Below are 25,340 nucleotides of genomic sequence, written 5' to 3'. Positions count from 1 at the left end.
AGGGGCCGGGGCTTTATTCCCGCGGCTTTGGAGGGGGGTGAGGGCACGGATGACGATTTCGTGAGAACCGGGCGGCCGGCCGCGTGATCGGCGCGCCCATACGGGCCGCGCGAAAGCTGGCCGCAAGGGCAGGATGCGTCATTGAAGGCCCCGGGCCTGCAACGCTATCGACCGGCCAAACCACTGATTGGTCGGAGGAAAACATGGGCAACGTCACCGGAGGCTGTCACTGCGGCGAGGTTCGTTACGAGGTGACCGGGAACCGGTCGTCCACGCGCTGTGCCACTGCACCGATTGCCGGCGGCATGCCGGCGCGCCGATGGTCGGCTGGGTGATGGTTGCCGAGGACGCCCTCAAGGTGACCAAGGGCGAGCCCAGGACCTACCGATCCTCGCAGCACGGCCGGCGGCATTTCTGCGCGAATTGCGGCAGCGGACTTTTCTACATCAACGGCAACATGTTGCCCGGGTTCATCGACATCCAGAACGGCACCTATGTCGATCCCGGCGCGGTGCCGGCCACGATGCATATCCAGGTCGCGGAGCGGCTGCGCTGGATGGAAACGGCGCACGAGCTGCCGGCCTTCGATCGCTTTCCGCCGACGCAATGACCGGCGATGATGCGCTCCGCATCATGACGATGCCGCGCAACGTAGATGAACGGCCGCAACACAGCTGTCTTGCGGCCGTCAGCATAATGTCAGCGCTCCTGCTTAAAGATGGCAGACTTCATTCGCCACACCGGGAGATCATCATGAGCGACCACGCAGGCGTTGAGCATCATCACAAGGCAGCCGAGCATCACGAGCACGCGGCGCGTCATCACCGCGAAGCCGCCAAGCACCACCAAGAGGGCAATCACGAGAAGGCGGCGCATCACGCCCACAGCGCCCATGGTCACGCCAGCCATGCCCAGCACCACCACACCGAAGCGAGCCGGCATCACGCCGAGCACCACGGCAAGCACTAACTCTTGCTTTGACGCGTTTTCTTCACGCGAATCGGCACCCACTTCGCTCGAAAACGCTATGTGTTCCAGTACTGCGTGAGTGGCTTCCGCCGTCCCCGCAAGGGGACGGCGATTTCTTCTTACGGTGCCGCGCGTGACGACTGCGTTAGTCCGCGCCGGCCGCGAACGTCCTGAGCGCGGCAACCATCAACTCCGGCGCTTCCTGCGCGACGCAATGCCCGGCGCCATCGAAGGTCCATCTGCTCGCGTGCGGGATCAGGGCTGCGGCGCGCTTGGCCATCTCCTTGTAAATCGGCCATGACTGTTCGGCGGTGGCGATTCGGACAGGGCAGGCGATCTCGGAGAACCACGGGAACGGATTGCCACGAGCGTCGCCGGTGTAAATCTGCTCCATGGCCTGGAAGATCGGCTTGAGCATCGCCTGTTCGATGTCGGGCGTGCAGCGCAGTTGCATGCGGCCGTCATCGAGCCGCGCAAAGCCGTGATGCACATAGGCCCACAGCGACGGCTCAGTCCACGTCGCGAAGGTCGGCGCGGCGCGCAATCGCCGGAACACATCGTCGGCATTGTCAAATTCGGCGCGGCGGCGCAGCACGCCTTGCACGGACGCGTTCGAGATGTCGCTCAGGTCGTCGCCGCGCAGCGCGTGCGGGTCCATCGCGGTCGGCTCCGTCACGAACAGCCGCGCGAAGCGGTCCGGCATCAGCTTCGCCGCAAGCAGCAGGTCGGTCGCGCCGGCGCTGTGGCCGATGCCGTAGATGTTCTTCAGGTCGAGGCATTCGACCACCTTGCAAACGTCACCGGCGAAATCCTGGAAGTGATAGCGGCCGGCGGCCGGCTTGTGGCTCAGGCCGTGGCCGCGGCGGTCGTGCGCATAGACGGTGTAGTCAGCGGCCAGCGCCTCCGCGACCTCGGTCCAGACCTCGGCGACAAAGCCGGTGCCGTGCAGCAGCAGCGCCACAGGTTTGCCCGAGGCGGGATCGCCCCATCGCGCCACCGCGATCTGCGTGCCGGCATCGCCAACCAGAATTCGCTGCGGCTGCGTCATGGGTTGCTATCTTGCATCCTGCAAGATCATCGCCGCGGCCTTCTCGGCGATCATCGCGGTCGGCGTATTGGTGTTGCCGGAGGTGATGGTCGGCATCACGGATGCATCCGCGATGCGGAGGCCATGCAGGCCGTAGAAGCGCAGCCGCTCGTCGACCACGGCCATCGGATCGTTCGCCGTTCCCATCTTCGCGGTGCCGACGGGGTGGAAGATCGTGGTGCCGATGTCGCCCGCGGCCTTGGCGAGCGAGGCGTCGTCGTCGCCGACCGAGGGACCGGGCAGGAATTCCTCGGGACGATATTTCTCCAGCGCCTTCTGCTTCATCAGTCTGCGCGTGGTGCGGATCGCGTCGGCTGCGACCTGGCGATCGTCCTCGGTCGAGAGATAGTTCGGCGCGATCGACGGCTTGTCGTCGGGCGCGGTCGAGCGGATGCGCACGGTGCCGCGCGAAGTCGGTTGCAGATTGCAGGCGCTCACGGTGATCGCGGGGAAGCGGTGCAAGGGATCGCCGAATTTGTCGAGTGACAGCGGCTGTACATGGAACTGGATATTGGCGCGCGAGCGCGTCGTATCCGAGCGCGTGAAGATGCCGAGCTGCGACGGCGCCATGGTCAGTGGCCCGCGGCGGCGGAACGCATAATCGAGGCCCATCAGGCCGCGGCGCACGAGGTTGTAATAGGTCTCGTTCAGCGTGCGCACGCCCGACACCTTGTAGATCGCGCGCTGCTGCAGATGGTCCTGCAGATTATGGCCGATGCCCTGCACGTCAGCCACGATGTCGACGCCGAGCGGCGACAGCCATTCGGCCGGGCCGATGCCGGAGCGATGCAGCACCTGCGTGGTTCCGATCGAGCCGGCGCAGAGGATCACCTCGCCCTTGGCGCGCGCCTCGACCACCTCATTGCCTTGCCGGAACAGCACGCCAGCGGCGCGGCCGCTCTCGATGATCAGGCGGTCGACCAGCACCTCGGTCTCGAGCCTGAGATTGCTGCGATTCAGCACCGGCTTCAAAAAGCCGCGTGCCGACGACCAGCGCCGGCCGCGCTTCTGGTTGACGTGGAAGTAGCTGGTGCCTTCGTTGTCGCCGGTGTTGAAATCCGGAATGCGCTTGATGCCCATCTCCTCGGCGGCATCGCCGACCGCATCGAGGATCTGCCACGACAGCCGCGGCGCTTCGATGCGCCAGCCGCCGCCGACGCCGTGACGCTCGCTTGCACCGAGGAAATGATCCTCCAGCTTCTTGAACGCCGGCAGCACGTCCTCGTAGCTCCAGCCGGTGAGGCCGAGCTGGCGCCAGTGATCGTAGTCCGCAGCCTGGCCGCGCATCGAGATCATGGCGTTGATCGCCGACGAGCCACCGATCACCTTGCCGCGCGGATAGGCGAGCGCACGGCCGTTGAGACCGGGCTCGGCCTCGGTCTTGAACATCCAGTCCGAGCGCGGATTGCCGATCGCAAAGAGATAGCCGACCGGGATGTGAAACCAGATCCAGTTATCCTTGCCGCCGGCTTCCAGCAGCAGCACGCGCTTGTTCGGATCGGCCGACAGGCGGTTGGCCATGATGCAGCCCGCCGTGCCCGCGCCGACGATAATGTAGTCGAAATCACCCTCGAGCCTTCGCGGCATGTCCTCGTTCCCGGCAAGCGTCTCTTGTTGACCTCTATTAGTCAGACGCAGCCGGTCGAGACAAGCCCGACCCATGGATGCCGGGCGTACGCTAGATGATCAGGGACGGCTCGGCTCGGCCAATGTGACCTGATGTCTCGTTCGCGGAACGCAGACGATCAGCGTCAGCATGCCGATCGCCAGCAGCGCGCCGACGAGGGCGAGCGGTGCATAGATGCTTCCGGTCGCGACATTCATCCAGCCGATCAGGGCAGGGCAGACCGCGCCGCCGAACGAGCCGATCGCGCTGATCAGCGCGATGCCGCCCGCCGCCGCGCTGCCCTCCAGCATCGCATTCGGAATGGTCCAGAACAGCGACAGGATCGCGAAGATGCCGACCGAGGCAATGGCGAGCAGTGTCACGGTGAGCAAGATGCTGCCCTGCGCAGCCTGCAAGGCGATGAAGCAGGCCGCTGCGACGAGGCCGCAACCGACCACGTGCCAGCGCCGCTCGCGGGTGCGATCGGAACTGTAGCCGATCGCGACCATGCCGATCGCCGACGCGACCGAGATCGCGCCGCTCAGCCAGCCGATCTCGGTGGTGGTCGCGACGCCAACGCGCTTCAGCAGCGTCGGCGTCCACAGCAGGATGGTGTTGAGCGAGCAGAAGAACGCGAAATAGATGAAGGAGAGCAAATAGACGCGCGGCTCGCGCAGCGCCGCCGCGAAGCTGCGGGTGGTGCCAGGGGTGGCGGCGCGATCGCGGGCGAGATCGCTTGCGACCTGCCGTCGCTCGTCGGCGCTGAGCCATGTTGCGGCCTGCGGTCCATCGGCGAGATAGAGATAGGCGGCGATGCCGAGCAGCACCGCGGGAACGCCTTCGAGGACGAACAGCCACTGCCAGCCGTGCAGGCCGTGGATGCCCTGCATGTGGTCCATGATCACGCCCGACAACGGGCCTGCGATGACGCCGCCGAGCGGCACCGCCATCACAAACAGGCTCGTCATGCGGCCGCGCACGCGGTCCGGAAACCACAGCGTCAGGTAATACAGGATGCCGGGGAAGAATCCGCCCTCGGCGGCGCCGAGCAGGAAGCGCAGCAGATAGAGATGATACTGGTTCTGCACCAGCGCCAGCAGCACGGTCACGGTGCCCCACAGCACCATGATCCGCAGCAGCGTCTTGCGCACGCCGATCTTGACCAGCAGCAAATTGCTCGGCACTTCGAGCGCGACATAGCCGACCGAGAAGATGCCGGCGGCGAGCCCGAACACCGCGTCATCGATGTTCAGATCGTGCAGGAATTGCAGCTTGGCAAAGCCGATATTGAAGCGATCGATGATCGCAACCGTGTAGCACGCCAGCAGGAACGGGATCAGGCGCCAGGCGATCCGTCCATAGAGCCGCGAATGGGCCGCATCCTGCATCGAAACCTCCAAGTATTTCTTTTGATTTGTTGAGTGGGGTGGCGCCGCGACGGCGCTACGATCCCTCGCCCCGCTCTTGCGGGGAGAGGGTTGGGGTGAGGGGCTGCTTCCGCATAGACGGAGAGAACTGGGTCCGCGGAGGCTCCCCCTCACCCGGAACGCATCTGGCGATGCGTTCCGGCCTCTCCCCGCAGGCGGGGCGAAGCGAAGCGGAGCTCGCTGCGCGATGTGAGCGCCCTTCGCTAGCTCGCCTTGGCGCTCGCCGGAAATTCCAGCATGGCTTCACCGGCGGCGACCGTTTCGCCGCGCTGGTTCTGCACGGCGACGTCGACCAGCACCCAGCGCGATTTCGCGGTGGTCTGTTTGGCCTTGATGGTGCCGGCGGGACGGATGGTGTCGCCGGGCTTCACCGGCTTCAGCCAGCGCGTCTCGAGCCTGCGATGGATCGCGCCGGCAGGAAGAGCCCAGTCGGTCAGCATGCGCGAGATCAGGCCGAAATTGTTCATGCCGTGCATGATGATGCCGCCGAAATTGGTCTTGCCGAAATCGCCCTTCATGTAGTCGTCGTCGAGATGCAGCGGGTTGTAGTCGAGCGAAGCATCGCAGAACAGGCGGATCGATTCGCGTGAGACCGCGAAGGCGGGGCCGTCGATGGTGTCGCCGGCCTTGAGAGCATCGAAATTCGCTGAGGTCATCGTGATCCCCTTACATCGGACGGATGGTCTGGCCGCGACCCGAGCAGATCACGTCGCCATGCTGGTTGAAGAAGACGTTGTCGTGCACCACGAACAGCCGCTCGCGCTTGATGAATTTGTCGAGCGCGCGGGCCTGCAGGGTGATGGTATCGCCGGGGCGGGCAGGGATGTTGTAGCTCCAGGACTGCCCGGCATTGACGGTGCCCGGCGAGCGCATCCAGTCGTCGGCCGGCGTGCAGGCGAACATCAGAAGGATATGGATCGCGGGCGGTGCGATCAGCCCGCCATAGGGCCCGGCCTTCGCGGCCGCTTCGTCAAGATAGAGCGGATTGGTCTCGCCGACCGCACGGCAGTACAGCGCGATTGCCTCCTGCGTCAGCTTGTAGGGCAGCGTCTTGCGCGGCTCGCCGGGGACGATGTCGTCCCACATCTTGCGCAGCTTCGCGTCCTTCCAGAAATCGGTCTCGAACGGGGTGGCCGCAGAACTTTCTGCTTGCGCCATCGTGTATCCTCCTGCTATTCAGTTCGCCAGGCGAACATTTCATTCGCTGTATGAATTGACGCTAGCGCGGTCATGAGCCCCTGACAAGCGGACAGCGCCGCGTCATGTGCAGGCAGCCATGCGGTCTGCGATGTCGTGAGCAGAACCAAAATCTCCCGCAGAGCCTTGAGCAAAACGCGATGAGCAAAGAGAGTGACGGCTTCGTGCGCGCGATCGCGCGCGGCTTCTCGATCATCGAGGCGCTCGGCAAGCCGCCGGGCCGGCACACGCTGGCGGAGGCCGCCGACACCGCCGGCCTCAACCGCGCCACCGCGCGCCGCATTCTCGCGACCCTGGTGGCGCTGAAATACTGCGCTTCCGACGGACGCTATTTCAGCCTGCGGCCGCGCGCGCTCGGGCTCGGCCTGTCCTATCTCAATGCGCTGCCCTATTGGGGCCATGCGCAGCGCGCGCTGGAAAATCTGCGCAACGAGATCGGCGAATCCTGTGCGATGGCGGTGCTCGACGAGGACGAGATCGTCTATGCGCTACGCCTGCCGGCGCGGCGGATTCTTTCCGCCAATCTCGGCGTCGGCAGCCGGTTGCCGGCGCATCTGGTGTCGCTCGGCCGCGTCATGCTCGCGGCGCTGCCGCCCGGCACCCGCGAGGCCTATCTTGCGACCGGCGGCTTCAAGCAGGTCACGCCGCGCACCGTGACCGATCCGGAGCGGCTCGGTGAACTGCTGCTGCGGGTCGAGAGCGACGGCTATGCCTGGGTCGATGGTGAGCTCGATCCCGCGATCTGCGGCATCGCGGTGCCGCTGCGCGATCCCGCAGGCTCCGTGGTCGCGGCGCTCAGCGTCAACACGATCTCGGGCACGGTCAGTGAGGCCGGCGCGCGCAAGAAATTCCTGCTGCCGCTGCGCCGCACCGCGCAGGAGATCCGCAGCCAGATGCTGACGTCGGGCTAACTCGCCAGGCCGTTGTTTCCGATCGCGTTGCCTGTTTAGATCAGGCCGCCGAGCCCGGCCTGGTGATGGAGTGGGGTATTCGGAACGCCGTGTCCGGATTTCAGCTGGAGCGATTGCCATGACCAAAATGGTTCTCACGCTGCTTGCGTCCGCCGCGCTCTGCGCGTCACTGCCGCACCGGGCGAATGCCGAGCTTGATGTCGCAAGGCTGAAGAGCGCGATCGAGAGATCGGTCGCGGCCGACTATCCGAAGCTCGACGCGCTCTACAAGGATATTCACGCCCATCCTGAAATCGCCTTTCAGGAGGAGAAGACCGCGGCCAAGCTCGCTGCCGAAATGCGGGCGCTTGGCTTCGACGTGACGGAGCATGTCGGCAAGACCGGGCTGGTCGCGATCTACAGGAATGGCGAGGGCCCCACCATCATGGTGCGCACCGAGCTCGATGCGCTGCCGATGGAGGAAAAGACCGGACTTCCCTATGCCAGTCACGACAAGACGACCTGGCAGGGACGCGAGACCTTCGTGGCCCACAGCTGCGGCCACGACGTCCACATGGCAAGCTGGGTGGGGACGGCGAAGACGCTTGTCGGCCTGAAAGACCAATGGCACGGCACGCTGATGTTCATCGCGCAGCCGGCTGAGGAAATCGTCTCGGGCGCCAAGGCCATGCTGGCGGATGGTCTGTTCACGCGATTTCCAAAGCCGAATGTCGGTTTTGCCTTGCACGATGGCCCGTTCGCCTATGGAACGGTGCGCTATCGCGTCGGCATCGGCTCATCCGCCGCCGATGGCCTCTCCATCAAATTCCGTGGTCGCGGCGGACACGGTGCGGTGCCGCAGGCGACGATCGACCCCGTGATGATGGCTGCGCGCTTTGTCGTCGATGTCCAGAGCGTGATCAGCCGCGAAAAGGACCCGACTGAATTCGGCGTCGTCAGCGTCGGTGCAATTCACGGCGGCACCGCGTCGAACATCATTCCCGACGATGTGGTGCTGTTCGGCACCATTCGTACCTTCAAGCCTGAGGTGCGCGCCAAGATGCTTGCCGGCATCGAGCGGACGGCAAGGGCGGTCGCGGCCATGTCGAACGCGCCGGAGCCGGAGATCTCGATCACCGAGGGAACCAAGGCCGTGATCAACGATCCCAACGTGGTCGGCACCGCGGAAAAGGTGCTCAAGGCGGCGTTTGGCGACAAGTTCGAACCGTCACCGCCGGGCACGCCCAGCGAGGATTATTCGGAATTCGTCAGCGCCGGAGTGCCCTCGATGTTCTTCAATATCGGTATCTACGAGCCGGAGCGCGTCGCCGCTGCCCGCGAAGGCCGCAGCCCATCATTGCCGTCCAACCACTCGCCGTTGTTCGCGCCGGTGCCGGAGCCGACGATCAAGACCGGTGTCGAGGCGATGACGCTTGCGGTGCTGAGCGCGTTCGACCGGCAGGCCCCGGAAAAATAGCGGTCTGCGGCGGCCGGGCGCACGCAGGACATCGCGCCAGAACTCGCAGATCAATTGCTAACCTTGCTGGAGGAGTCCCGTGGAAGATCCGATCCGCGCCCCTTTTTACCACGACGGAATGCGCGAGTTGCAGGACCGCTTCGACGGTCGTCGCGTCGCCGACGGCCTCGAGAAGCATCGCCTCCACTTCGACTTCTGGGAGCAGGATCGCAAGCTCATCGAAGAGACGCGCTTCTTTTTCGTTGCGACGAGCTATCAGGACAACGTCGATTGTTCGATGCGATCCGGTGATCCCGGTTTCGTGAAGATCACCGGGCCCGACACGCTCGAGTACCCCGAGTACGACGGCAACAACATGTACCGCACGCTCGGCAATATTCACCGCAACCCGAATGTCGGCCTGCTGTTCGTCCGTCTCGATGGCAAGACGTTTCGCACGCGGATCAGAGGTAAGGCAACGATCGACGACAGCGCTGAAGCGCTTGGCCGGCATCACGGCGCGAAGGTCGTCGTCCGCGTCAAATGCGAGATCTTTCCGAATTGCCCGCGCTACATTCCGGACCTGATGGGCGCTTCAGCTGACGTGCCGGCGAATCCGTTCGTTCCTCGGCCCGGATACGAGCCGCCCGCGCCGGAATGGAAGAGCCGGGATTATCTCAAGGACGTGCTCTCGAAATACGATCCGCATCGGAAAGGCGAGGTCTAGCGATTAGGGCAGCGGTGCCATGTAGGGGATGCTGGCGACCAGCGCGAACACCTGGATTGCATTGCACAGCATGCCGCCCCAATGCAGCCGGCGCAGCCGCCGCACGGCAGTGGGATCACCGAGATCTCTCGCATCCGCCTCGGCGTCGAGCCGGCGCAGAAACCAGCGGCGTGCCAGCACCGCGAATGCCGCGATCAAGGCGATGCCGAGCGCTGTAGCCGGCCGGCCAGCGGCGGCAAAGGCGAGCGTTCCGATCACGCCGGCTGTCGCGAGCACCAGGAAGTAGGCGTTGAACATGCCGCGCAGCAGGCGCGTGACCGGCGGGATATCGAGCTTCACAAGCAGGAATGCCGGCGCCGCCAGCAGGAAGTAGCCCATCGGCACCAGCAGGATGATGGTGGAAAACAGGACCGCCTGATCCGGCGTCATGCAGCCGCCCCCTTGTTGGCAGGCGAGAGGATTTCGGTGCGGATAACCTGCGGTAGTATCCGCACAGGATATTTGCCACACCATTAGGCTTTGGTCGGATGCGATCGTTTCCGTCGGGTCAATCAGCGACAACGATCCTGACGGTGGACCGGTCCGGCAAATCCTTGGTCTTTGAGTACATCATTGCCGTAAAGGCGATCCAGTCTCGACAGGAGCACATCCATACATTGTCGACGGTGTACTCGCCCCCGAATAGGGGCAGCGTCGTAAAGGCGTAGCACTGGGAGGGGCCAAGGATCAGTCCTGCCGAGCGGCACCGGTCGACCGACGCGCGCAGCAGCCAACCGTCTGCATCTTCCACGCAACGTTCGCGGAACGCTCCCTCGGATGCAGCAATTCTCTCGATCGAGCCCGCCGACACCTCCAGCATGTAAACCGCTCCCGTCGCGTCCGCCAGGAACACGTCTGCGAACAGGCTGGCTCCCAAGACGCGGCTCCCGGCAGGCAGAATGTCCGACCAGGCAGCGAGTTCGCTGAGCGTGATTTCAACCGGAAGGAAGTCTGAGCGGTCCTGTTCCATCCTGCGAGCATGAATGCCCGGTCGCGCTGCGGCAAGCCGGAAGTCATCACGCGGGTGATGTTCGGCCACACGGCCGGCGCTTTTCGGTCGGTTGGCTCTGCATTTGCCGCGCCGCGGGACCCAATCTGGAGCATGCCACATCTGTTTGGGTGGACCGCCTCTTGCATGCTAGAGGTGACTTACGTTCAACCTCCGAGGCCAGAATTCTCATGCCCATCGTCAACCGCGTCGCCGATCTGCAACCCGATATCCAGGCCTGGCGCCGCAACATCCATGAAAACCCCGAGCTACTCTATGATGTGCACCGCACTGCATCATTCGTGGCCGACCGGCTGCGCGAATTCGGCTGCGACGAGGTCGTGACCGGGCTCGGCCAGACCGGCGTGGTCGGGGTCATCAAGGGCAAGAAGGGCGCGGCCAAGGGCGACGTCAAGGTGATCGGCCTGCGCGCCGACATGGATGCGCTGCCGATCCACGAGGAAACCAACCTGCCTTACGCCTCGAAGACGCCGGGCAAGATGCACGCCTGCGGCCATGACGGCCACACCGCAATGCTGCTCGGCGCGGCGCGCTATCTCGCCGAGACGCGCAATTTCGCCGGCGATGCGGTCGTGATCTTTCAGCCGGCCGAGGAGGGTGGGGCTGGCGCTGCCGCCATGATCAAGGACGGCTTGATGGACCGCTTCGGCGTCCAGCAGGTCTACGGCATGCACAACGGTCCGGGGATTCCGATCGGCTCGTTCGCGATCCGCTCCGGCCCGATCATGGCGTCCACCGACGAGGTCAACATCAACATCGAGGGGCTCGGCGGCCACGCCGCGCGGCCGCACAAATGCATCGATTCGGTGATGGTCGGTGCGCAGCTGATCACCGCGCTGCAGTCGATCGTGTCGCGCAGCGTCGATCCGCTGGATTCCGCCGTGATCTCGATCTGCGAATTCCACGCCGGCCATGCCCGCAACGTGATTCCGCAGACCGCGGTATTGCGCGGCACCGTGCGCACGCTGACCCCGGAGGTCCGGCAATTGATCGAGAAGCGCATCGGCGAAGTGGTCAAGGGCGTCGCCCAGCTGACCGGCGCGCGGATCGAGCTCGACTACAAGCGCGGCTATCCGGTCACCGTCAACCACGCGCCGCAGACCGAATTCGCGACTCGTATCGCCAAGGAAGTGGCCGGCGACGGCAACGTGCATACGATGCCGCCGCTGATGGGTGGCGAGGATTTCTCGTATATGCTGGAAGCGCGGCCGGGCGCCTTCATCTTCTGCGGCAACGGCGACAGCGCCGGCCTGCATCACCCCGCCTACAATTTCAACGACGAGGCGATCGTTTTCGGCACCTCGTACTTCGTGAAGATTGTGGAGGACGCGCTGGCGGCGTGAGCCTCACGCATCCCAGCGCACCGGCAGCGTGACAGGGCCGCGGAACACCCAGCCGCGAACGACGGGCGGCGCCTCCTCGCGGAGGCGCAGATTGCGCAGCCGATCGAACAGCATCGGCACCACGATCTTGCCGACGGTGAGCCGCGACACCCAGGTGCCGGCGCAGAAATGCGGCCCGGCGCCGAACGCCAGATGCGATTGCTTCGGCCGCGTCACGTCAAAACGGTCGGGCTCGGCGAAGCGATAGCCGTCGCGGTTCGCCGCACCGACGCAAAGGCCGATCTGAAGGCCCTCGGGCAGCGTCGTGCCGGAAAGATCGACATCGCGGGTGACGCGGCGCGGATACATGCCGATCGGCGAGATCCAGCGCACCGCTTCCTCCAGCGCGGCCGGCCATAGCTCCGGCTTCGCCAGCACGCTGTGCTTCTGCGCCGGGTTTTGCAGCAGGCCGAGCACCAGGGTCAGGATCGCGTCGCGCGGCTCGTTCAGTCCGCCGCCGATGATCACCTTGATGTTGGCGCGGATGCCCTCGATCGGCATCGGCGGATCGGCGTTGACCATCGAGGACAGGATCGAGGGGTTCGGGTTGCTGCGGTGATCGTCGAGCACCGCGTCGATCGCGGCATCGACATCGGCACTCGCCTGCATCGCCTTGCGCTCGATCTCGGCGTCGGCGGCGTAGTTGCCGGCGCCGTCGATCAGTGCCTGCGACCAGTCGGCCAATGTCTGCCACGGCATCTCGCGAAACCCGATCATCGCCATCAGGCTGAGCGAGGCCATCGGCGCGGCCAGCCTGGCGAACAGGTCGGCCTCACCGGCCGCGGACAAATCATCGATCAGCGCTTGCGCGATCGCGGTGAATTTCGGCGCCCAATGGTCCTTGATCGTGGCCGGGCGGAACGACGGCTCGATCGCCTTGCGGCCGATCGCATGTTCGGCGCCGTCCTTGCGCATGAAGGTCGGTCCCATCACCTTGTTGACCAGCGAGGCCGGATTGTCGGCCGAGTAGGTCGCGGGATCGCGCTCGATTCGCACGATGTCGTCGAAGCGCGTCACCAGCGTCAGCTTCGCGGGCTCGACATAGACCGCAGGGGCCAGCTCTCGCAGGCGGCGGAAGATCGGATAGGGGTCGTCGAGCAGATCCTGATACGCGATGTCGGTGACGACTGGCACGGCGCTGGTCATTGGTCCTCCCGGAGCGCTTTTTTGCGAAAGCTAGCGCCAATGGGCGTAATCGCTCAATTCGATGGGGTCGATATAGGCCATCGAAATATTCGATGATCCTGTGCTAGGCTGGGCACCGGCAATGCGGGAGGTGCAGCGTGGCGGCCAATTCCACCATCGATCCGATCGACATCGGGACCTTGCGGACGATGGTGCTGGTCTACGACCTGCAGTCGTTCTCCGCCGTCGCCAAGCGCCTCGACGTCAACCAGTCCACCATCAGCTATGCGATCGAGCGGCTGCGCGGCGCGCTCGGGGATCCGCTGTTCGTCCGCAACGGCAATGGCGTGATGGCCACCGAGCGCTGCGCGGCGCTGGTCGGCTGGGCGCGGGACATGATCGGCGAGATCGACGGGCTCGCCTCGCCGGTCGAATTCGACCCAGTGACGGCGCAGGGCAGCGTGACGATCTCCTGCAACTATCACGAACGCCAGACCTTGATGCCGCAGTTCAGTGCGCGGCTGCGCGCCGGCGCGCCACAGGTCCGCCTCGTGCTGCTCGATGCCGCGGGCCATGGCAACGTCCATCTCAAGCAGAACCAGTGCGACATCGTGCTGGGTCCAGTCGGGGTCGTCGGCGAAAGCGTGTTCAGGCGCCATATCCTCACCGATCACTACGTCTGCGTGATGGACCCCGCCAATCCGCTGGCGCGGGGCCGGATTGGGCTGTCGGCCTATGCCAAGGCCGAGCATGTCTTCATCACCCATAGCGGTGAGTGGCAGCCGCTTTATCTGGAGGCGCTGAAGGCAAAGGAGATCGAGATCGAGCCGGCGGTCAGCCTGCCCAACCACGACAGCCTTGAGCGCATCGTCGCCGGCACGAGGCTGGTCGCGACCATCCCGCATCATCTGGCGCGGGCGATGCGCGGCGGCCTGCATGTCGCTGCGCTGCCGTTCCGCGTGCCGATCTCGATCGACATGTACTGGAGCGCAAGGACGGCCAAGTCGGGCCTGCACAAATGGGCGCGCGGCCTGCTCGCCGAGGTCGCCAGGGCTTATGCAGCTTGAGCCACGCGCTTCGCGCCGCGACGGTCAGAAACGCGAAAGGCCCGCACCTGAGGTGCGGGCCCTTCTGTCCGTCGCGGTCGCGCCGAAAGCAGGGGGCATCAGAACACGTGGTAGAACACGTAATAGAGCACGCCCGAGAGGATCATCGCGGCCGGCAGGGTCAGCACCCAGGCCATCGCGATGTTCCGGATCGTCGCCCATTGCAGGCCGGAGCCGTTGGCGGCCATGGTGCCGGCAATGCCTGACGACAGCACGTGGGTGGTCGAGACCGGCAGGCCGTAGCCGTCGGCCGCCGCGATCGTCGCGGCTGCCGTGATCTCGGCGCAGGCGCCCTGCGCGTAGGTCAGGTGGGTCTTGCCGATCTTCTCGCCGACGGTGACGACGATGCGCTTCCAGCCGACCATGGTGCCGAGGCCGAGCGCGATGGCGACGGCGAACTTCACCCAGCTCGGGATGAACTTCGTCGCGGCATCGAGCGAGCCCTTGTACTGGTTCAGCGTGGCGACGTCGGCGGCGGTCAGTTCGGCTTCCTTGTCCTTCATCAGGAGGCGGATCGCTTCCGAGGCGAGGTACATGTCGTTACGGGTGTTGCCGACCACGTCAGCCGGGAACTTGGCCAGCGTGCCGTACTGGGCGACCTGTTGGCCGATATCGCGGACCAGCACTGCCAGTGACGGGAAGGTGCCTTCATTGATCTGGTGCTGCGAGACGTAGTTGGTCACCGCCGGGCGCGGGTTGCCGATCACGTTGTAACCGGCGGCCTTGCCTTCGATGACCTTGCTGGCGGCGGTCGAATGCGCAGCGAACTGCTCGATCTGGCTTGCGGGCAGCGCGCGGTTCAGCGCATAGGCGGTCGGCACGGTGCCGATCAGGATCAGCATGATCAAGCCCATGCCCTTCTGGCCGTCATTGGAGCCGTGGAAGAAGCTGACCAAGGTGCAGGTCAGGATCAGGATGCCGCGGATCCACCACGGCGGCGGCTGGTCGCCGACCGGCTCGCCGAACAAAGCGGGCGTGGCGCGCACGAGCACGGCCTTGAGGATGTAGAGCAGGCCGGCCGCGAGCACGAAGCCGAACAGCGGCGACAGCAGCAGCGCCTTGGCGATGTTGGCCGCCTGCGACCAGTCAACGCCCGAGGTGCCGTCGCGGCCGCGCAGCAGCGCGTTCATGATGCCGACGCCCATGATCGAGCCGATCAAAGTGTGCGAGCTCGAGGCCGGCAGGCCGAGCCACCAGGTGCCGAGATTCCAGATGATGGCGGCGATCAGGAGCGCGAACACCATCGCAAAGCCGGCGCTGGAGCCGACCTGCAGGATCAGTTCGACCGGAAGCAGCGACACGATGCCGAACGCGACGGCGCCGCTCGAGAGCAGCACGCCGAACAGGTTGAACATGCCCGACCAGACCACGGCGACATGCGCCGGCAGCGAGCGGGTGTAGATCACGGTGGCGACCGCGTTGGCGGTGTCGTGGAAGCCGTTGACGAATTCGAAGCCGAGCGCGATCAGCAGCGCAACGAACAGCATGATGTAGGGCAGGAACGACGTGACGCGCGTGCCGGTGGCGTCGACGTCGGCATAGATGCTGTAGGCAACGAACAGCAGCGCGGCCGCGACCACGCCCAAATAAATGATCCCCGTCATGGGGTGGAAGCCTTTGTCGAGATCCGGACCCTTTTTCAAGGCGGGCTCGATCGAGCCGGGTAACGCCATATCGCTCATGGTAAACTCCTGTCCCAATGCCCCCGATTTTGATCGATGCATATGACAGGCAATTGAAATCCGCCTCGCGAAATGAGGCGGCCGGCCGTGACGGTGGACATCGCGCCGAATTGTTGTGGAACGCGTTGAAGGCCCATGCGCCTTCACGGCCTCGTGGCAATCTCCAGCAACAAAAGGTCAGCGATGACGACGGAGATGCCTTGCACTCGTTTCGCAGGGCAAGACTTTGCGCCGTGAGGTCACACTGAGTGCAGCGAGATCACACTGACCGCGGGCCGGTGAGGTCACAGCGGCGGCGAGACCACGACGGCAGGGCCTGGACAATATTTCTGTTAATCGGAAATCTGGCGGCGTCGCGGGTGAGGAGCGTCGCGGGTCAGGAAGGTGCAGTGAGGAGGTGCGGGTGAGGGGAGGGATAGAAGGCAGGATGGAAAGATGAGGTGGCGCGCCGCACGATCGGGGCTAGCAAACCGCGCAGCGCGCCCGCCTCGGGGTACGTCATGGCGTGAACATGACGCCCGATACCTGCGGAACACGTCACAGTACCACGGATCAATTCAAGGTTGTAGGTATTTATCAGCGTTGAGAACAATTTCACGTTGACGTGTGGTTGCTTCGGTTCCGCCGGTTTGTGGAACTCAAGCAGCGTGATCCGAACGGCGGAGGTGGCCCGCAGCGATCTTCAGGTCGTCGATAAAGCGCTGAAATTCCAGCGCCTTGGCTTTTTCGTCGGGCAGCCGCAACAGATAGGATGGGTGCACGGTGACGAGCACCTTGGTTCCGTCGTGGTCGATCAGGTGGCCGCGGTTCTTGTTGATCGGGGTGATCTTGCCGAGCACGCTCTGCGCTGCGGTGGCGCCGAGCGCCACCACGAGCTCCGGCTTGATGGCGGCGAGCTCGCGCTCGTACCACTGCCGGCAGGCGCGGATTTCCGGCGTGCCCGGCTTCTGGTGCAGCCGGACCTTGCCGCGCGGCACGAATTTGAAGTGCTTCACTGCGTTGGTGATGTAGACCGTGGCGCGATCGATGCCGGCGTCCTCAAGCGCGCGATCGAGCATCTGCCCGGCCGGTCCGACGAAGGGATGGCCGGCGAGATCTTCCTTGTCGCCGGGCTGCTCGCCGACCAGCATCAGCGTCGCGCTCTGCGGTCCCTCGCCGAACACGGTCTGGGTTGCGTCCTGCCACAGCGGGCAGGCGCGGCAATTGGCGGCCTCGTCGCGCAGGGCAGCGATCGTGTCGCGCACCTGTGCATCCTGAGTTTGCTTGCGGGCCATCGGCGGATCCTGCGGCTGCTGCGGCTCCGCCGCCTTGCGGGCGATGAAGGGGCCGCTGGTCATGCGCATGGCGTCTTCGATCAGCGGCTTAATGATCGAGTCCTCGGGCAGGTTCCTCCAATAGGCCTGCGGCATCTCCATCACCTTCAGCCGCGCGGGATTGAAGAGGCCGTTGTCATGACGCCGCCAGGCCTCCTCGAGCCGGTCCTCGGACGGCACCTCGGATTTGGCGACGCCCGGCGTGATCGAGATCGCGTGCCCATCCCAATGTGCGCAGACATCGGGAGTGAGGATCGACCACGGCATGTCGGCGAAGCGGCCGGCGAAGAAAGGTGCGGCGAGCTCGACGATGCGATGCTCCGGCTCGAACCAGGCGACGTAATGCGCCATCCGCTCGCGGCCGATTTCGCGGAAACGCAGATGCGCGTGCATCCTGTCGATGTCGACATAGACCGCGCGCGCCATCGCGTGGACCTCGGCGACGTCAGGGTCATCAGTTGCGCCGAGCAGATCGTGACGACTGCGCAGCCGCCACAGCAGGCGATAGAGCAGGGCGAAGCGCTCGTCACTGCGATGCAGGATCGCGGCCTTTGCGAGCTCGACGAATTTGGCAGGGACGTTGAACTGCGCCTGCGGCACGTCAGGCAAGTCATTCATGCAGGATGCGGACGACAATTCGTCATCGCGGCGGATGGTCCAGGTGACCTCCGCGGGCTTCACGTCATTGATCGCCAATCGCCGCGCGGCCCTGCGCCAGCCTTCGAAATCGGTGTCGTTGTCGAGCACGATGATACGCATGCGATTGCTCCGTTTCCGTCACGCCGCCATTTTCGGGGCCTGCGTGCTGACACTGCGGAAGATCACGGGCCTGCCCGGTTCGGCGGCTGCTGAATCTCATTGATTCAACTCATGAATCACTGAGCTCACCAATCCGATTGACTCTGTGGGCCCTGTTAGCTTTATATTAGAACATAACATGAACAAATGAGCCAGTCCCTGGTTCTCTGTTCTGGTCAGTGACGGCCTCAAATTTTGACGAGAAGGAGCGGCGCATCATGAACGGCGCACGCACGGGTACGCTTGCGTCTCTGCGCGGCAGCATCGCGCGCATCGAGGCGCCGTCGGATGCGGCGATGCCGAACCGCATCGCGCTCGGTCATGCCGGCGCGGACGCGATGCTGCGCGGCGGACTTGCCCCGGCCGCGCTGCACGAGGTGTTCGCGGCCGGCCATCAAGGCGGCGCTGCGACCGGCTTCATCGCGGGGCTCGCCGGGCTGATATCGGCGCGCAAGCCATTGGTCTGGGTGCGGCAGGATTTTTCCGATCGCGAGAACGGCGCGCTGTCGATGCGCGGGCTCGCCGAACTCGGTCTCGATCCGCGCCTCCTGGTCACGGTGCGCGCCGCCGATGTCGACAGCGGCCTGCGCACTGCGGCCGATGCGCTCGCCTGCGATGCGCTCGGCGCCGTCGTGCTCGAAATCTGGGGCCAGGCGCGCCAGCTCGATCTCGTCGCCAGCCGCAAATTGACGCTCGCCGCGCAAGCCTCCGGCGTCACCGCGTTGGTGCTGCGGATCGCGGCGACGCCAATCCCCTCGACCGCGGAGACGCGCTGGATCGTGCGCGCGGCACATTCGCCGCCCGGCAATGCCGCGAGCCCTTGGGGCGCGCCGCGCGTCGAGGCCGAGCTCGTGCGCAATCGTCATGGCCCGGTCGGGCGATGGATCATGGAATGGAAATGTGATGAGTGCCAATTCAGTGAACCGTCGGCGTATCCTCAGCCTGTGGCTGCCACGCCTGCCCATCGACCGCATCAAGCGCAAGCTCGCGCAGGACACCGCCTCGCAAGCTGATGGGCGCAACGTTGTGCCAATCGACACACGGGAGGTGGCAGAGCTTTCAAGTGAGGTGAGCACATCGGCAGGGCTCTCTCCCCCCTTGCGGGGGAGAGTTGGAGAGAGGGGTACCACGGACGCCGGCGTATGTGGCTCACCCCTCTCCCTAACCCTCCCCCGCAAGGGGGGAGGGAACCCGTCCGCCCATGCGTCCCTCACGAACGAAGTGAAGCAAGCGGACCTCCCCAGCGTCGTGGTCGCAAAAGACCACAACGCGATCCTGCTGCACGCGATCGACGAGGCCGCGGTGCGGGCCGGGCTGTCGATCGGGTTGCCGCTCGCCAATGCGCGGGCGATCTGCCCCGAGCTTACGGTCTACGACGCCGACCCCGCCGCCGACCTGAAGACGTTGAACGACATCGCCGACTGGTGCGACCGCTTCACGCCGCTGGTCGCGCTCGACGCACCTTACGGCCTGTTCCTCGACATCACCGGCTGCGCGCACCTGTTCGGCGGCGAGCGTGCGCTGCTGCAGATCGTGACCAATGCGCTGAGCCGTCGCGGCTTTGCGGTCAGCGCGGCGATTGCCGGCACCTCGATCGCGGCGCGCACGCTGACGCGCACCATTTCGGGCAAGATTGTCGCCGATGGCGAGGAAGCGCAGGCCGTTAGCCCGCTGCCGGTGTCGGCGCTCGGTGCAGATAGCTCTGTGACCACCGGCCTGCGCCGCGCCGGCTTGAAGACCATCGGCGATGTCGCCGCGCGCGCACCGCATGAGATCTCGGCGCGGTTCGGCGCGGCCTTCACCACCTTGCTCAGCCACGCGCTCGGGCAGGGCGATGCCCCGATCAGCCCGCGCAAGCCGCTGCCCGATTACATCGTCGAGAAGCGTTTCCCCGAACCGATTGCGACCGACACCGTGATCGCGCTGACGCTGTCGAGCCTCGCCAAGATGCTGGTTGCGGCGATGGACAAGCAGGGCAAGGGCGCGCGGCAACTGGAAGCGAGCTTCTTCCGCACTGACGGTGCGGTGCGCACGATCATGGTCGAGACCGGGCGTCCGGTGACGCGGCCCGAGATGATCGACCGTCTGTTCCGCGAGCGGCTCGATGCGCTCAACGATCCGCTCGATCCCGGCTTCGGCTTCGATCTCATTCGCCTTGCCGCCGGGCGTACCGAGATCGTAGTGCAGCAGCAGCGCGATCTCGACACCACTGTGCACGACAATGACGAGATCTCGGCGCTGATCGATCGCATCGCCGCCCGCATCGGCGGCAAACGCGTCGTCGTGCATCTGCCGCTGGAAAGCCATATCCCCGAGCGCGCGGCGCTCGCGCTGCCGGCGCAGCATCATCTGGCCGCCGCCAGTGCCGCCGCCTGGCCGGAGCGCGTCACCGGCGAGCCGCCGCTGCGGCCGCTCAGGCTGTTCGAGCGGCCCGAGCCGATCAAGGTGCCGTTCGCGAGCGTGCCGGACGGTCCGCCGCACCAATTCACCTGGCGGCGCGCCCTGCACGCGGTGGTGCGGGTCGAAGGCCCCGAGCGTATCGCGATGGAATGGTGGAAGCAGGACGGCGCGGCGCTGACGCGCGACTATTTCCGCGTCGAAGATGCCGAGGGCCAGCGCTTCTGGATCTTTCGCGACGGTCTTTACGAGAGTGAACTGCGCGACGAGGAAGACAAGCCCGTTCCGGCCAACTGGTATGTGCACGGGCTGTTCGCATGACAACACCGCTGCTCGACTATGCCGAGATCGGCATCACCAGCAACTTCTCCTTCCTGCGCGGCGGCTCCGATCCGCGCGCCTATGTGCATCAGGCGAGCGAACTCGGGATCCCCGTGATCGGAATCGCCGATCACAACACGCTGGCCGGCGTGGTGCGCGCCTGGAAGGAGCTCGACAGCGAGAAGGTCGCCCATCCGCCCAAGTTCCTGGTCGGCGCCCGCATCGTCTTCATCGACGGCACGCCCGATATCCTGGTCTATCCGCGCGACCGCGCCGCCTATGGCCGGCTGTGCCAATTGCTGACCCGCGGCAAGCGCGGTGTTGGCGTCGAGCGGGTCGAGAAGGGCGACTGCCGGCTCACTTTGCCTGATCTGATCGATTTCGCGGAAGGCCAGCTGCTGGTGCTGGCGCTGCCGCATCGATACGAGACGGCTGACGCGCTCGACGTGCTCGCGCGATTGAAGGCCAGCGCCGCCGACGGCGTCTGGCTCGCCGCAAGCCTGCTCTATCGCGGCGACGACAAGCGCCGTCTCGCGCGGCTGCATGGCCTCGCTACCGATGCCGGTGTGCCGCTGCTCGCCACCAACGAGGTGCTCTATCATCATCCCGCGCGCCGCCCGTTGCAGGACGTGCTGACCTGCATCCGCGAAAAGACCACGATCGAGGCTGTCGGCCGTAGGCTCGAGGCCAATGCCGAGCGGCATCTCAAGCCGGCGCATGAGATGATCAGGCTGTTCCGCGATCTGCCGGACGCGATCGCGGAAACCATGCGCTTCGCCGGGCGTATCTCGTTCTCGCTCGACCAGCTCAAATACCAGTATCCCGATGAGCCGGTGCCGCCGGGCAAGACCGCGCAGCAGCATCTGGAGGACCTGACCTGGGCCGGCGTCGACAAATATTTCGGCGGCGAGATCGACGAAAAACTTCGCGCCACCCTGAACAAGGAGCTCGCGCTGATCGCCGAGCTGAAATACGCGCATTACTTCCTCACCGTGCACGACATCGTGCGCTATGCGCGCAGCCAGAACATCCTGTGCCAGGGGCGCGGTTCGGCGGCGAATTCGGCGGTCTGCTACGTGCTCGGTGTCACCTCGGTCGATCCGACCAAGGTCGATCTGTTGTTCGAGCGCTTCATCTCCAAGGAGCGGCTGGAGCCGCCCGACATCGACGTCGATTTCGAGCATTCGCGGCGCGAGGAGGTGATGCAATATGTCTATCGCCGCTACGGCCGCCACCGCGCTGCGATCATCGCCACCATCATCCATTATCGTCCGCGCAGCGCGATCCGCGATGTCGGCAAGGCGCTCGGGCTGACCGAGGACGTCACCGCGGCGCTCGCCGACACCGTGTGGGGCAGCTGGGGCAAGGGCCTCAACGACATGCAGGTGCGGCAGGCCGGGCTGGATCCTGCGAACGCGATGATCAATCTTGCGGTCGAGCTCGCCACCGAGCTGATCGAGTTTCCACGCCATCTCTCGCAGCATGTCGGCGGCTATGTGCTGACCCAGGACCGGCTCGACACCTATGTGCCGATCGGCAACGCCGCGATGGACGACCGCACCTTCATCGAATGGGACAAGGACGACGTCGACGCGTTGCATATGATGAAGGTCGACGTGCTCGCGCTGGGCATGCTGACCTGCATCCGCAAATGCTTCGACCTGATCTCAGACCACAAGGGCGAGCACTGGGAGCTCGCCTCGGTCCCGCAGGACGACCCAGAGGTCTACGACATGCTGTGCCGTGGCGAGTCGCTCGGCGTGTTCCAGGTCGAGAGCCGGGCGCAAATGAACATGTTGCCGCGCTTGAAGCCGCGCACCTTCTACGATCTCGTCATCGAGGTCGCGATCGTGCGCCCCGGGCCGATCCAGGGCGACATGGTGCATCCGTATTTGCGGCGGCGGAACGGCGTCGAGAAGGAAAGCTATCCATCGCCGGCGCCCGAGCACGGCCCGCCGGACGAACTCCATAATGTCCTGCACAAGACGCTCGGCGTGCCGCTGTTCCAGGAGCAGGCGATGCGGATCGCGATCGAGGCGGCAAAGTTCACCTCCGAAGAGGCCAACGGCCTGCGCCGCTCGATGGCGACCTTCCGGAACGTCGGCACCATCGGCACCTATGAGGAGAAGCTGGTCGGCAACATGGTGGTGCGCGGCTACGATCCGGATTTCGCCCGCAGCTGCTTCGACCAGATCAAGGGTTTTGGCAGCTACGGCTTCCCGGAAAGCCACGCCGCGAGCTTCGCACAGCTCGTCTACATCTCCTCATGGCTGAAGCATTATCATCCCGATGCGTTCTGCTGCGGCCTGCTCAACTCGCAGCCGATGGGCTTCTACGCTCCGGCGCAGATCGTCGGCGACGCCCGCAAGAACAGCGTCACGGTGCGCGAGGTCGATGTCTCCTTCAGCTTTGCGCAGAACACGCTGGAGGAGAAGGTCGGCGAGCACTGCGCGGTGCGGCTCGGCTTCCGCCAGATCGACGGCTTTCGTTGGCTGGATGAGGATGAGGAGCGGTTGAAAGCTCTCCAATCGTCATTCTCCGATGCGCAATTGCGCATCGGAGGCACGCGAAGCGTAGATGTTAATGAGTCAGGAAGGCACGAACGGATGGGCTCTCTCCCCCCTTGTGGGGGAGAGTTGGAGAGAGGGGTAAGCCACGACCACCGTCCTTGCGGCTTACCCCTCTCCCTAACCCTCTCCCGCAAGGGGGGAGGGAACCCGCCCACCTCCCGCGCGGCCTTGGACGGAGAGTTGGACTGGGCCGACCGCATCGTCGCGGCGCGCAACCGCCGGCCGTTCACCTCGCTGGAGGATTTCGCCCGCGATACCGCTCTGCCCAAGCGCGCGCTGATCCTGCTCGCCGATGCCGATGCGTTCCGCTCGCTCGGGCTCGACCGCCGCGAGGCGCTGTGGGCGGTGCGGCGGCTGCCCGACGATGTGCCGCTGCCGCTGTTCGAGGCCGCGACTGCGCGCGAGCAGCCGGATGAGGGCGCAGAGCCGCTGCCGGAGATGCCTCGTCCCGAGCAGGTGGTCGCCGACTATCAGACCATCCGCCTGTCGCTGAAGGGCCACCCGATGGAATTCCTGCGCGAGATGTTCACCAGGGAACGCGTCGTCGCCTGCCACACCATCAATCGCAGCAACGACCGCCGCCGCGTCCGTTGCGCCGGCGTGGTGCTGGTGCGGCAGCGGCCGGGCAGCGCCAAGGGCGTCGTGTTCATGACGCTGGAGGACGAGACCGGCATCGCCAACATCGTGGTGTGGCCGAAGGTGATGGAGCAGTACCGCAAGGAAGTGATGGGCGCGCGCCTGATCCTGGTCGAGGGCTATATCCAGAGCAGCCCCGAGGGCGTCACGCATCTGGTGGCGCAGCGCATGACCGACCGCTCCCACGATCTGATCGGCCTCGCCAACGAATCCCCTGTCAGCAAGCATCCGGTGCCGGCCGGCCCGGCCTTGATCGAGCCGCTCAACGACGACCGCCGCGATCACGGCGACAACTCGCCGCAAAGGATCCGCCACCCCCGCAACGTCCGCATCCTGCCGCCGTCACGGGATTTTCATTGAGGGGATACGCGAATCGTAGGGCGGATTAGCCGAAGGCGTAATCCGCCGCTCAGTTCAACCAACGTGAAGCTCATGCCGAATTATCGTCGCGCATTCATCCCCGGTGGCTGTTGGTTCTTCACGGTAAACCTGCTGGACCGACGACAAACCCTGCTCGTTGACTATATTGCGGAATTGCGCAACGCCGTTGAGGCGACGCATCGGGACTATTCCTTTACAATCGACGCATTCGTTGTCCTGCCCGATCATCTGCATGCGGTCTGGACCTTGCCGTCAGGCGATACCGATTTCTCCACGCGCTGGCGGCTGGTCAAGAACCGTTTCGCAAGAGCGCTGCCAAAGCATGAACAGCTCAGCGACGTTCGTATCGCTCGCAACGAACGTGGAATCTGGCAACGTCGGTTCTGGGAACATCTGATCCGCGGCGAAACTGATTACGCGCGTCACGTCGAATATTGCTACATCAATCCGCTAAAGCATGGGCATGCCGCACGGGTGCGCGATCGGCCCTACTCCTCGTTTCATCGCGACGTCCGCGCAGGATTGTTCCCGGACGACTGGGGTGGTGACGTCGCGATGAGCGGCGACTTCGGCGAACGACGATGATCCCCGAGGGAATGGCGGATTACGCCTTCGGCTAATCCGCCCTACGATCTGATGCGCGCGGATTGTAGCGTCCATCGCGGCATTGCGCGACCTCGCTGTCGTCCCTGCGAAAGCAGGGACCCATAACCACCGATGGTTATTGCTGTGCGATGGCGGAACGACGCGTTCCGTTCACGACACGGGCCCGCGGAGTATGGGTCCCTGCTTTCGCAGGGACGACAGCGGAGCGAGCTCGAAGCAACTACTCCACCGCAGCCCCCACCGGCGGTCCGCCCGGCGGGCGGTGCAGGAAGGTGATCGATGCATAGGCGCCGACCCACGAGCCGGCTGCCGCGAAGGCGACATAGAGCCAGTTCTCGGTGTAGCTGATCACCGCATAGGAGGAGAGCACGTACCAGACGCTGCTCCAGGTCGCCGCCGGCACGCGCTTGCGCGCGACGACCGCCGAGGTGAACATGACGTAGACCGCGTCGGTCGCTGCGGTCGCGAGGAAGACACCGCCGGCGGTGATGGGATCGATGGCAGCCATTGCAACTCCTGTTCGGGTCGGCCAGAAGGCATGATCCGGAAAAGTGTGAAGCGGTTTTCGGAGAAGGTCATGCCCAAACAAGGCATGATCCGCAAAAGTGTGAAAACG

General features: G+C 65.0%; 22 protein-coding genes. 10 read left to right on the top strand and 12 right to left on the bottom strand.

What is annotated here, in order from left to right; all coding sequences use genetic code 11:
* Nucleotides 1-319 precede the first annotated feature (319 nt).
* Nucleotides 320-610, top strand: coding sequence for a GFA family protein (locus QDT69_RS02100; RefSeq protein WP_279704999.1), 291 nt, complete (start codon nucleotides 320-322; stop codon nucleotides 608-610).
* Between the two features lie 89 nt (nucleotides 611-699).
* On the opposite strand, the gene QDT69_RS02095 is transcribed toward QDT69_RS02100, so the two are convergent.
* The 6 genes from QDT69_RS02095 to QDT69_RS02070 all read right to left on the bottom strand — a co-directional run bounded on the left by QDT69_RS02095 (nucleotide 700) and on the right by QDT69_RS02070 (nucleotide 6,247).
* Complete coding sequence (locus QDT69_RS02095) at nucleotides 700-1,011, bottom strand: hypothetical protein (protein WP_279704998.1); 312 nt, start codon at nucleotides 1,009-1,011, stop codon at nucleotides 700-702.
* Nucleotides 1,012-1,114: 103 nt separating this feature from the next.
* A complete protein-coding gene (locus QDT69_RS02090) occupies nucleotides 1,115-2,017 on the bottom strand; it encodes an alpha/beta hydrolase (RefSeq protein ID WP_279704997.1) in 903 nt (300 codons plus the stop codon).
* Between the two features lie 6 nt (nucleotides 2,018-2,023).
* Nucleotides 2,024-3,643 carry a GMC family oxidoreductase N-terminal domain-containing protein gene (locus QDT69_RS02085; protein WP_279704996.1) on the bottom strand — a complete coding sequence of 540 codons (1,620 nt, stop codon included), beginning with the start codon at nucleotides 3,641-3,643 and terminating at the stop codon, nucleotides 2,024-2,026.
* Between the two features lie 99 nt (nucleotides 3,644-3,742).
* Nucleotides 3,743-5,050 carry an MFS transporter gene (locus QDT69_RS02080; protein WP_279704995.1) on the bottom strand — a complete coding sequence of 436 codons (1,308 nt, stop codon included), beginning with the start codon at nucleotides 5,048-5,050 and terminating at the stop codon, nucleotides 3,743-3,745.
* Between the two features lie 242 nt (nucleotides 5,051-5,292).
* Nucleotides 5,293-5,745 carry a MaoC family dehydratase gene (locus QDT69_RS02075; protein ID WP_279704994.1) on the bottom strand — a complete coding sequence of 151 codons (453 nt, stop codon included), beginning with the start codon at nucleotides 5,743-5,745 and terminating at the stop codon, nucleotides 5,293-5,295.
* A gap of 10 nt (nucleotides 5,746-5,755) precedes the next feature.
* Nucleotides 5,756-6,247 carry a MaoC family dehydratase gene (locus tag QDT69_RS02070; RefSeq protein ID WP_050626224.1) on the bottom strand — a complete coding sequence of 164 codons (492 nt, stop codon included), beginning with the start codon at nucleotides 6,245-6,247 and terminating at the stop codon, nucleotides 5,756-5,758.
* A gap of 179 nt (nucleotides 6,248-6,426) precedes the next feature.
* Here QDT69_RS02070 and QDT69_RS02065 point away from each other — a divergent pair, with 179 nt between their 5' ends.
* The 3 genes from QDT69_RS02065 (at nucleotide 6,427) to QDT69_RS02055 (ending at nucleotide 9,359) form a co-directional block, all read left to right on the top strand.
* Nucleotides 6,427-7,197 (top strand): IclR family transcriptional regulator C-terminal domain-containing protein, encoded by a 771-nt coding sequence (locus QDT69_RS02065; protein ID WP_050420144.1) that lies wholly within the window; start codon nucleotides 6,427-6,429, stop codon nucleotides 7,195-7,197.
* 118 nt (nucleotides 7,198-7,315) lie between these two features.
* Complete coding sequence (locus QDT69_RS02060) at nucleotides 7,316-8,653, top strand: amidohydrolase (protein WP_279704993.1); 1,338 nt, start codon at nucleotides 7,316-7,318, stop codon at nucleotides 8,651-8,653.
* A gap of 79 nt (nucleotides 8,654-8,732) precedes the next feature.
* The gene (locus QDT69_RS02055; RefSeq protein ID WP_279704992.1) at nucleotides 8,733-9,359 is read left to right on the top strand and encodes a pyridoxamine 5'-phosphate oxidase family protein; all 627 of its coding nucleotides are present in this window, start codon (nucleotides 8,733-8,735) and stop codon (nucleotides 9,357-9,359) included.
* 3 nt (nucleotides 9,360-9,362) lie between these two features.
* Here the strand turns inward: QDT69_RS02055 and QDT69_RS02050 are convergent, their stop codons facing one another.
* A complete protein-coding gene (locus tag QDT69_RS02050) occupies nucleotides 9,363-9,788 on the bottom strand; it encodes a hypothetical protein (protein WP_279704991.1) in 426 nt (141 codons plus the stop codon).
* Nucleotides 9,789-9,906: 118 nt separating this feature from the next.
* On the bottom strand, nucleotides 9,907-10,437 hold the full coding sequence (locus tag QDT69_RS02045) for a T6SS immunity protein Tdi1 domain-containing protein (RefSeq protein WP_279704990.1): 531 nt from the start codon (nucleotides 10,435-10,437) through the stop codon (nucleotides 9,907-9,909).
* Between the two features lie 140 nt (nucleotides 10,438-10,577).
* Between QDT69_RS02045 and QDT69_RS02040 the strand changes: the two genes are divergently transcribed.
* A complete protein-coding gene (locus tag QDT69_RS02040) occupies nucleotides 10,578-11,750 on the top strand; it encodes a M20 family metallopeptidase (protein ID WP_279704989.1) in 1,173 nt (390 codons plus the stop codon).
* Nucleotides 11,751-11,753: 3 nt separating this feature from the next.
* Here the strand turns inward: QDT69_RS02040 and QDT69_RS02035 are convergent, their stop codons facing one another.
* Complete coding sequence (locus QDT69_RS02035; protein WP_279704988.1) at nucleotides 11,754-12,935, bottom strand: cytochrome P450; 1,182 nt, start codon at nucleotides 12,933-12,935, stop codon at nucleotides 11,754-11,756.
* 137 nt (nucleotides 12,936-13,072) lie between these two features.
* On the opposite strand from QDT69_RS02035, the gene QDT69_RS02030 reads away from it, so the two are divergent.
* Nucleotides 13,073-13,981: a LysR family transcriptional regulator gene (locus QDT69_RS02030; protein ID WP_279704987.1), complete on the top strand. Its 909-nt coding sequence runs from the start codon at nucleotides 13,073-13,075 to the stop codon at nucleotides 13,979-13,981.
* A gap of 98 nt (nucleotides 13,982-14,079) precedes the next feature.
* Here QDT69_RS02030 and QDT69_RS02025 read toward each other — a convergent pair whose 3' ends face one another.
* Together QDT69_RS02025 and QDT69_RS02020 are read right to left on the bottom strand one after the other, a co-directional pair.
* Nucleotides 14,080-15,702 (bottom strand): inorganic phosphate transporter, encoded by a 1,623-nt coding sequence (locus tag QDT69_RS02025; RefSeq protein ID WP_279704986.1) that lies wholly within the window; start codon nucleotides 15,700-15,702, stop codon nucleotides 14,080-14,082.
* 638 nt (nucleotides 15,703-16,340) lie between these two features.
* On the bottom strand, nucleotides 16,341-17,774 hold the full coding sequence (locus QDT69_RS02020) for a UdgX family uracil-DNA binding protein (protein WP_279704984.1): 1,434 nt from the start codon (nucleotides 17,772-17,774) through the stop codon (nucleotides 16,341-16,343).
* 257 nt (nucleotides 17,775-18,031) lie between these two features.
* On the opposite strand from QDT69_RS02020, the gene QDT69_RS02015 reads away from it, so the two are divergent.
* From QDT69_RS02015 to QDT69_RS02000, 4 genes are all read left to right on the top strand, one after another.
* A complete protein-coding gene (locus QDT69_RS02015) occupies nucleotides 18,032-18,826 on the top strand; it encodes a DNA repair protein (RefSeq protein ID WP_279704983.1) in 795 nt (264 codons plus the stop codon).
* A gap of 208 nt (nucleotides 18,827-19,034) precedes the next feature.
* Nucleotides 19,035-20,531 carry a DNA polymerase Y family protein gene (locus tag QDT69_RS02010; RefSeq protein WP_279704982.1) on the top strand — a complete coding sequence of 499 codons (1,497 nt, stop codon included), beginning with the start codon at nucleotides 19,035-19,037 and terminating at the stop codon, nucleotides 20,529-20,531.
* Nucleotides 20,528-24,097, top strand: coding sequence for an error-prone DNA polymerase (locus QDT69_RS02005; RefSeq protein ID WP_279704981.1), 3,570 nt, complete (start codon nucleotides 20,528-20,530; stop codon nucleotides 24,095-24,097). The genes QDT69_RS02010 and QDT69_RS02005 overlap by 4 nt, the downstream gene beginning before the upstream one ends.
* Before the next feature lie 72 nt (nucleotides 24,098-24,169).
* Nucleotides 24,170-24,703 carry a transposase gene (locus QDT69_RS02000; RefSeq protein ID WP_279704980.1) on the top strand — a complete coding sequence of 178 codons (534 nt, stop codon included), beginning with the start codon at nucleotides 24,170-24,172 and terminating at the stop codon, nucleotides 24,701-24,703.
* Nucleotides 24,704-24,944: 241 nt separating this feature from the next.
* Here QDT69_RS02000 and QDT69_RS01995 read toward each other — a convergent pair whose 3' ends face one another.
* Nucleotides 24,945-25,232, bottom strand: coding sequence for a hypothetical protein (locus tag QDT69_RS01995; protein WP_050420153.1), 288 nt, complete (start codon nucleotides 25,230-25,232; stop codon nucleotides 24,945-24,947).
* Between the last annotated feature and the right edge of the window lie 108 nt (nucleotides 25,233-25,340).

It is taken from the genome of Bradyrhizobium sp. CER78 (assembly GCF_029846235.1).
Taxonomy (GTDB): Bacteria; Pseudomonadota; Alphaproteobacteria; order Rhizobiales; family Xanthobacteraceae; genus Bradyrhizobium.
The sequence above is the reverse complement of the archived record's forward strand: the minus strand, read 5'-3'. Positions and strand labels throughout refer to the sequence as shown.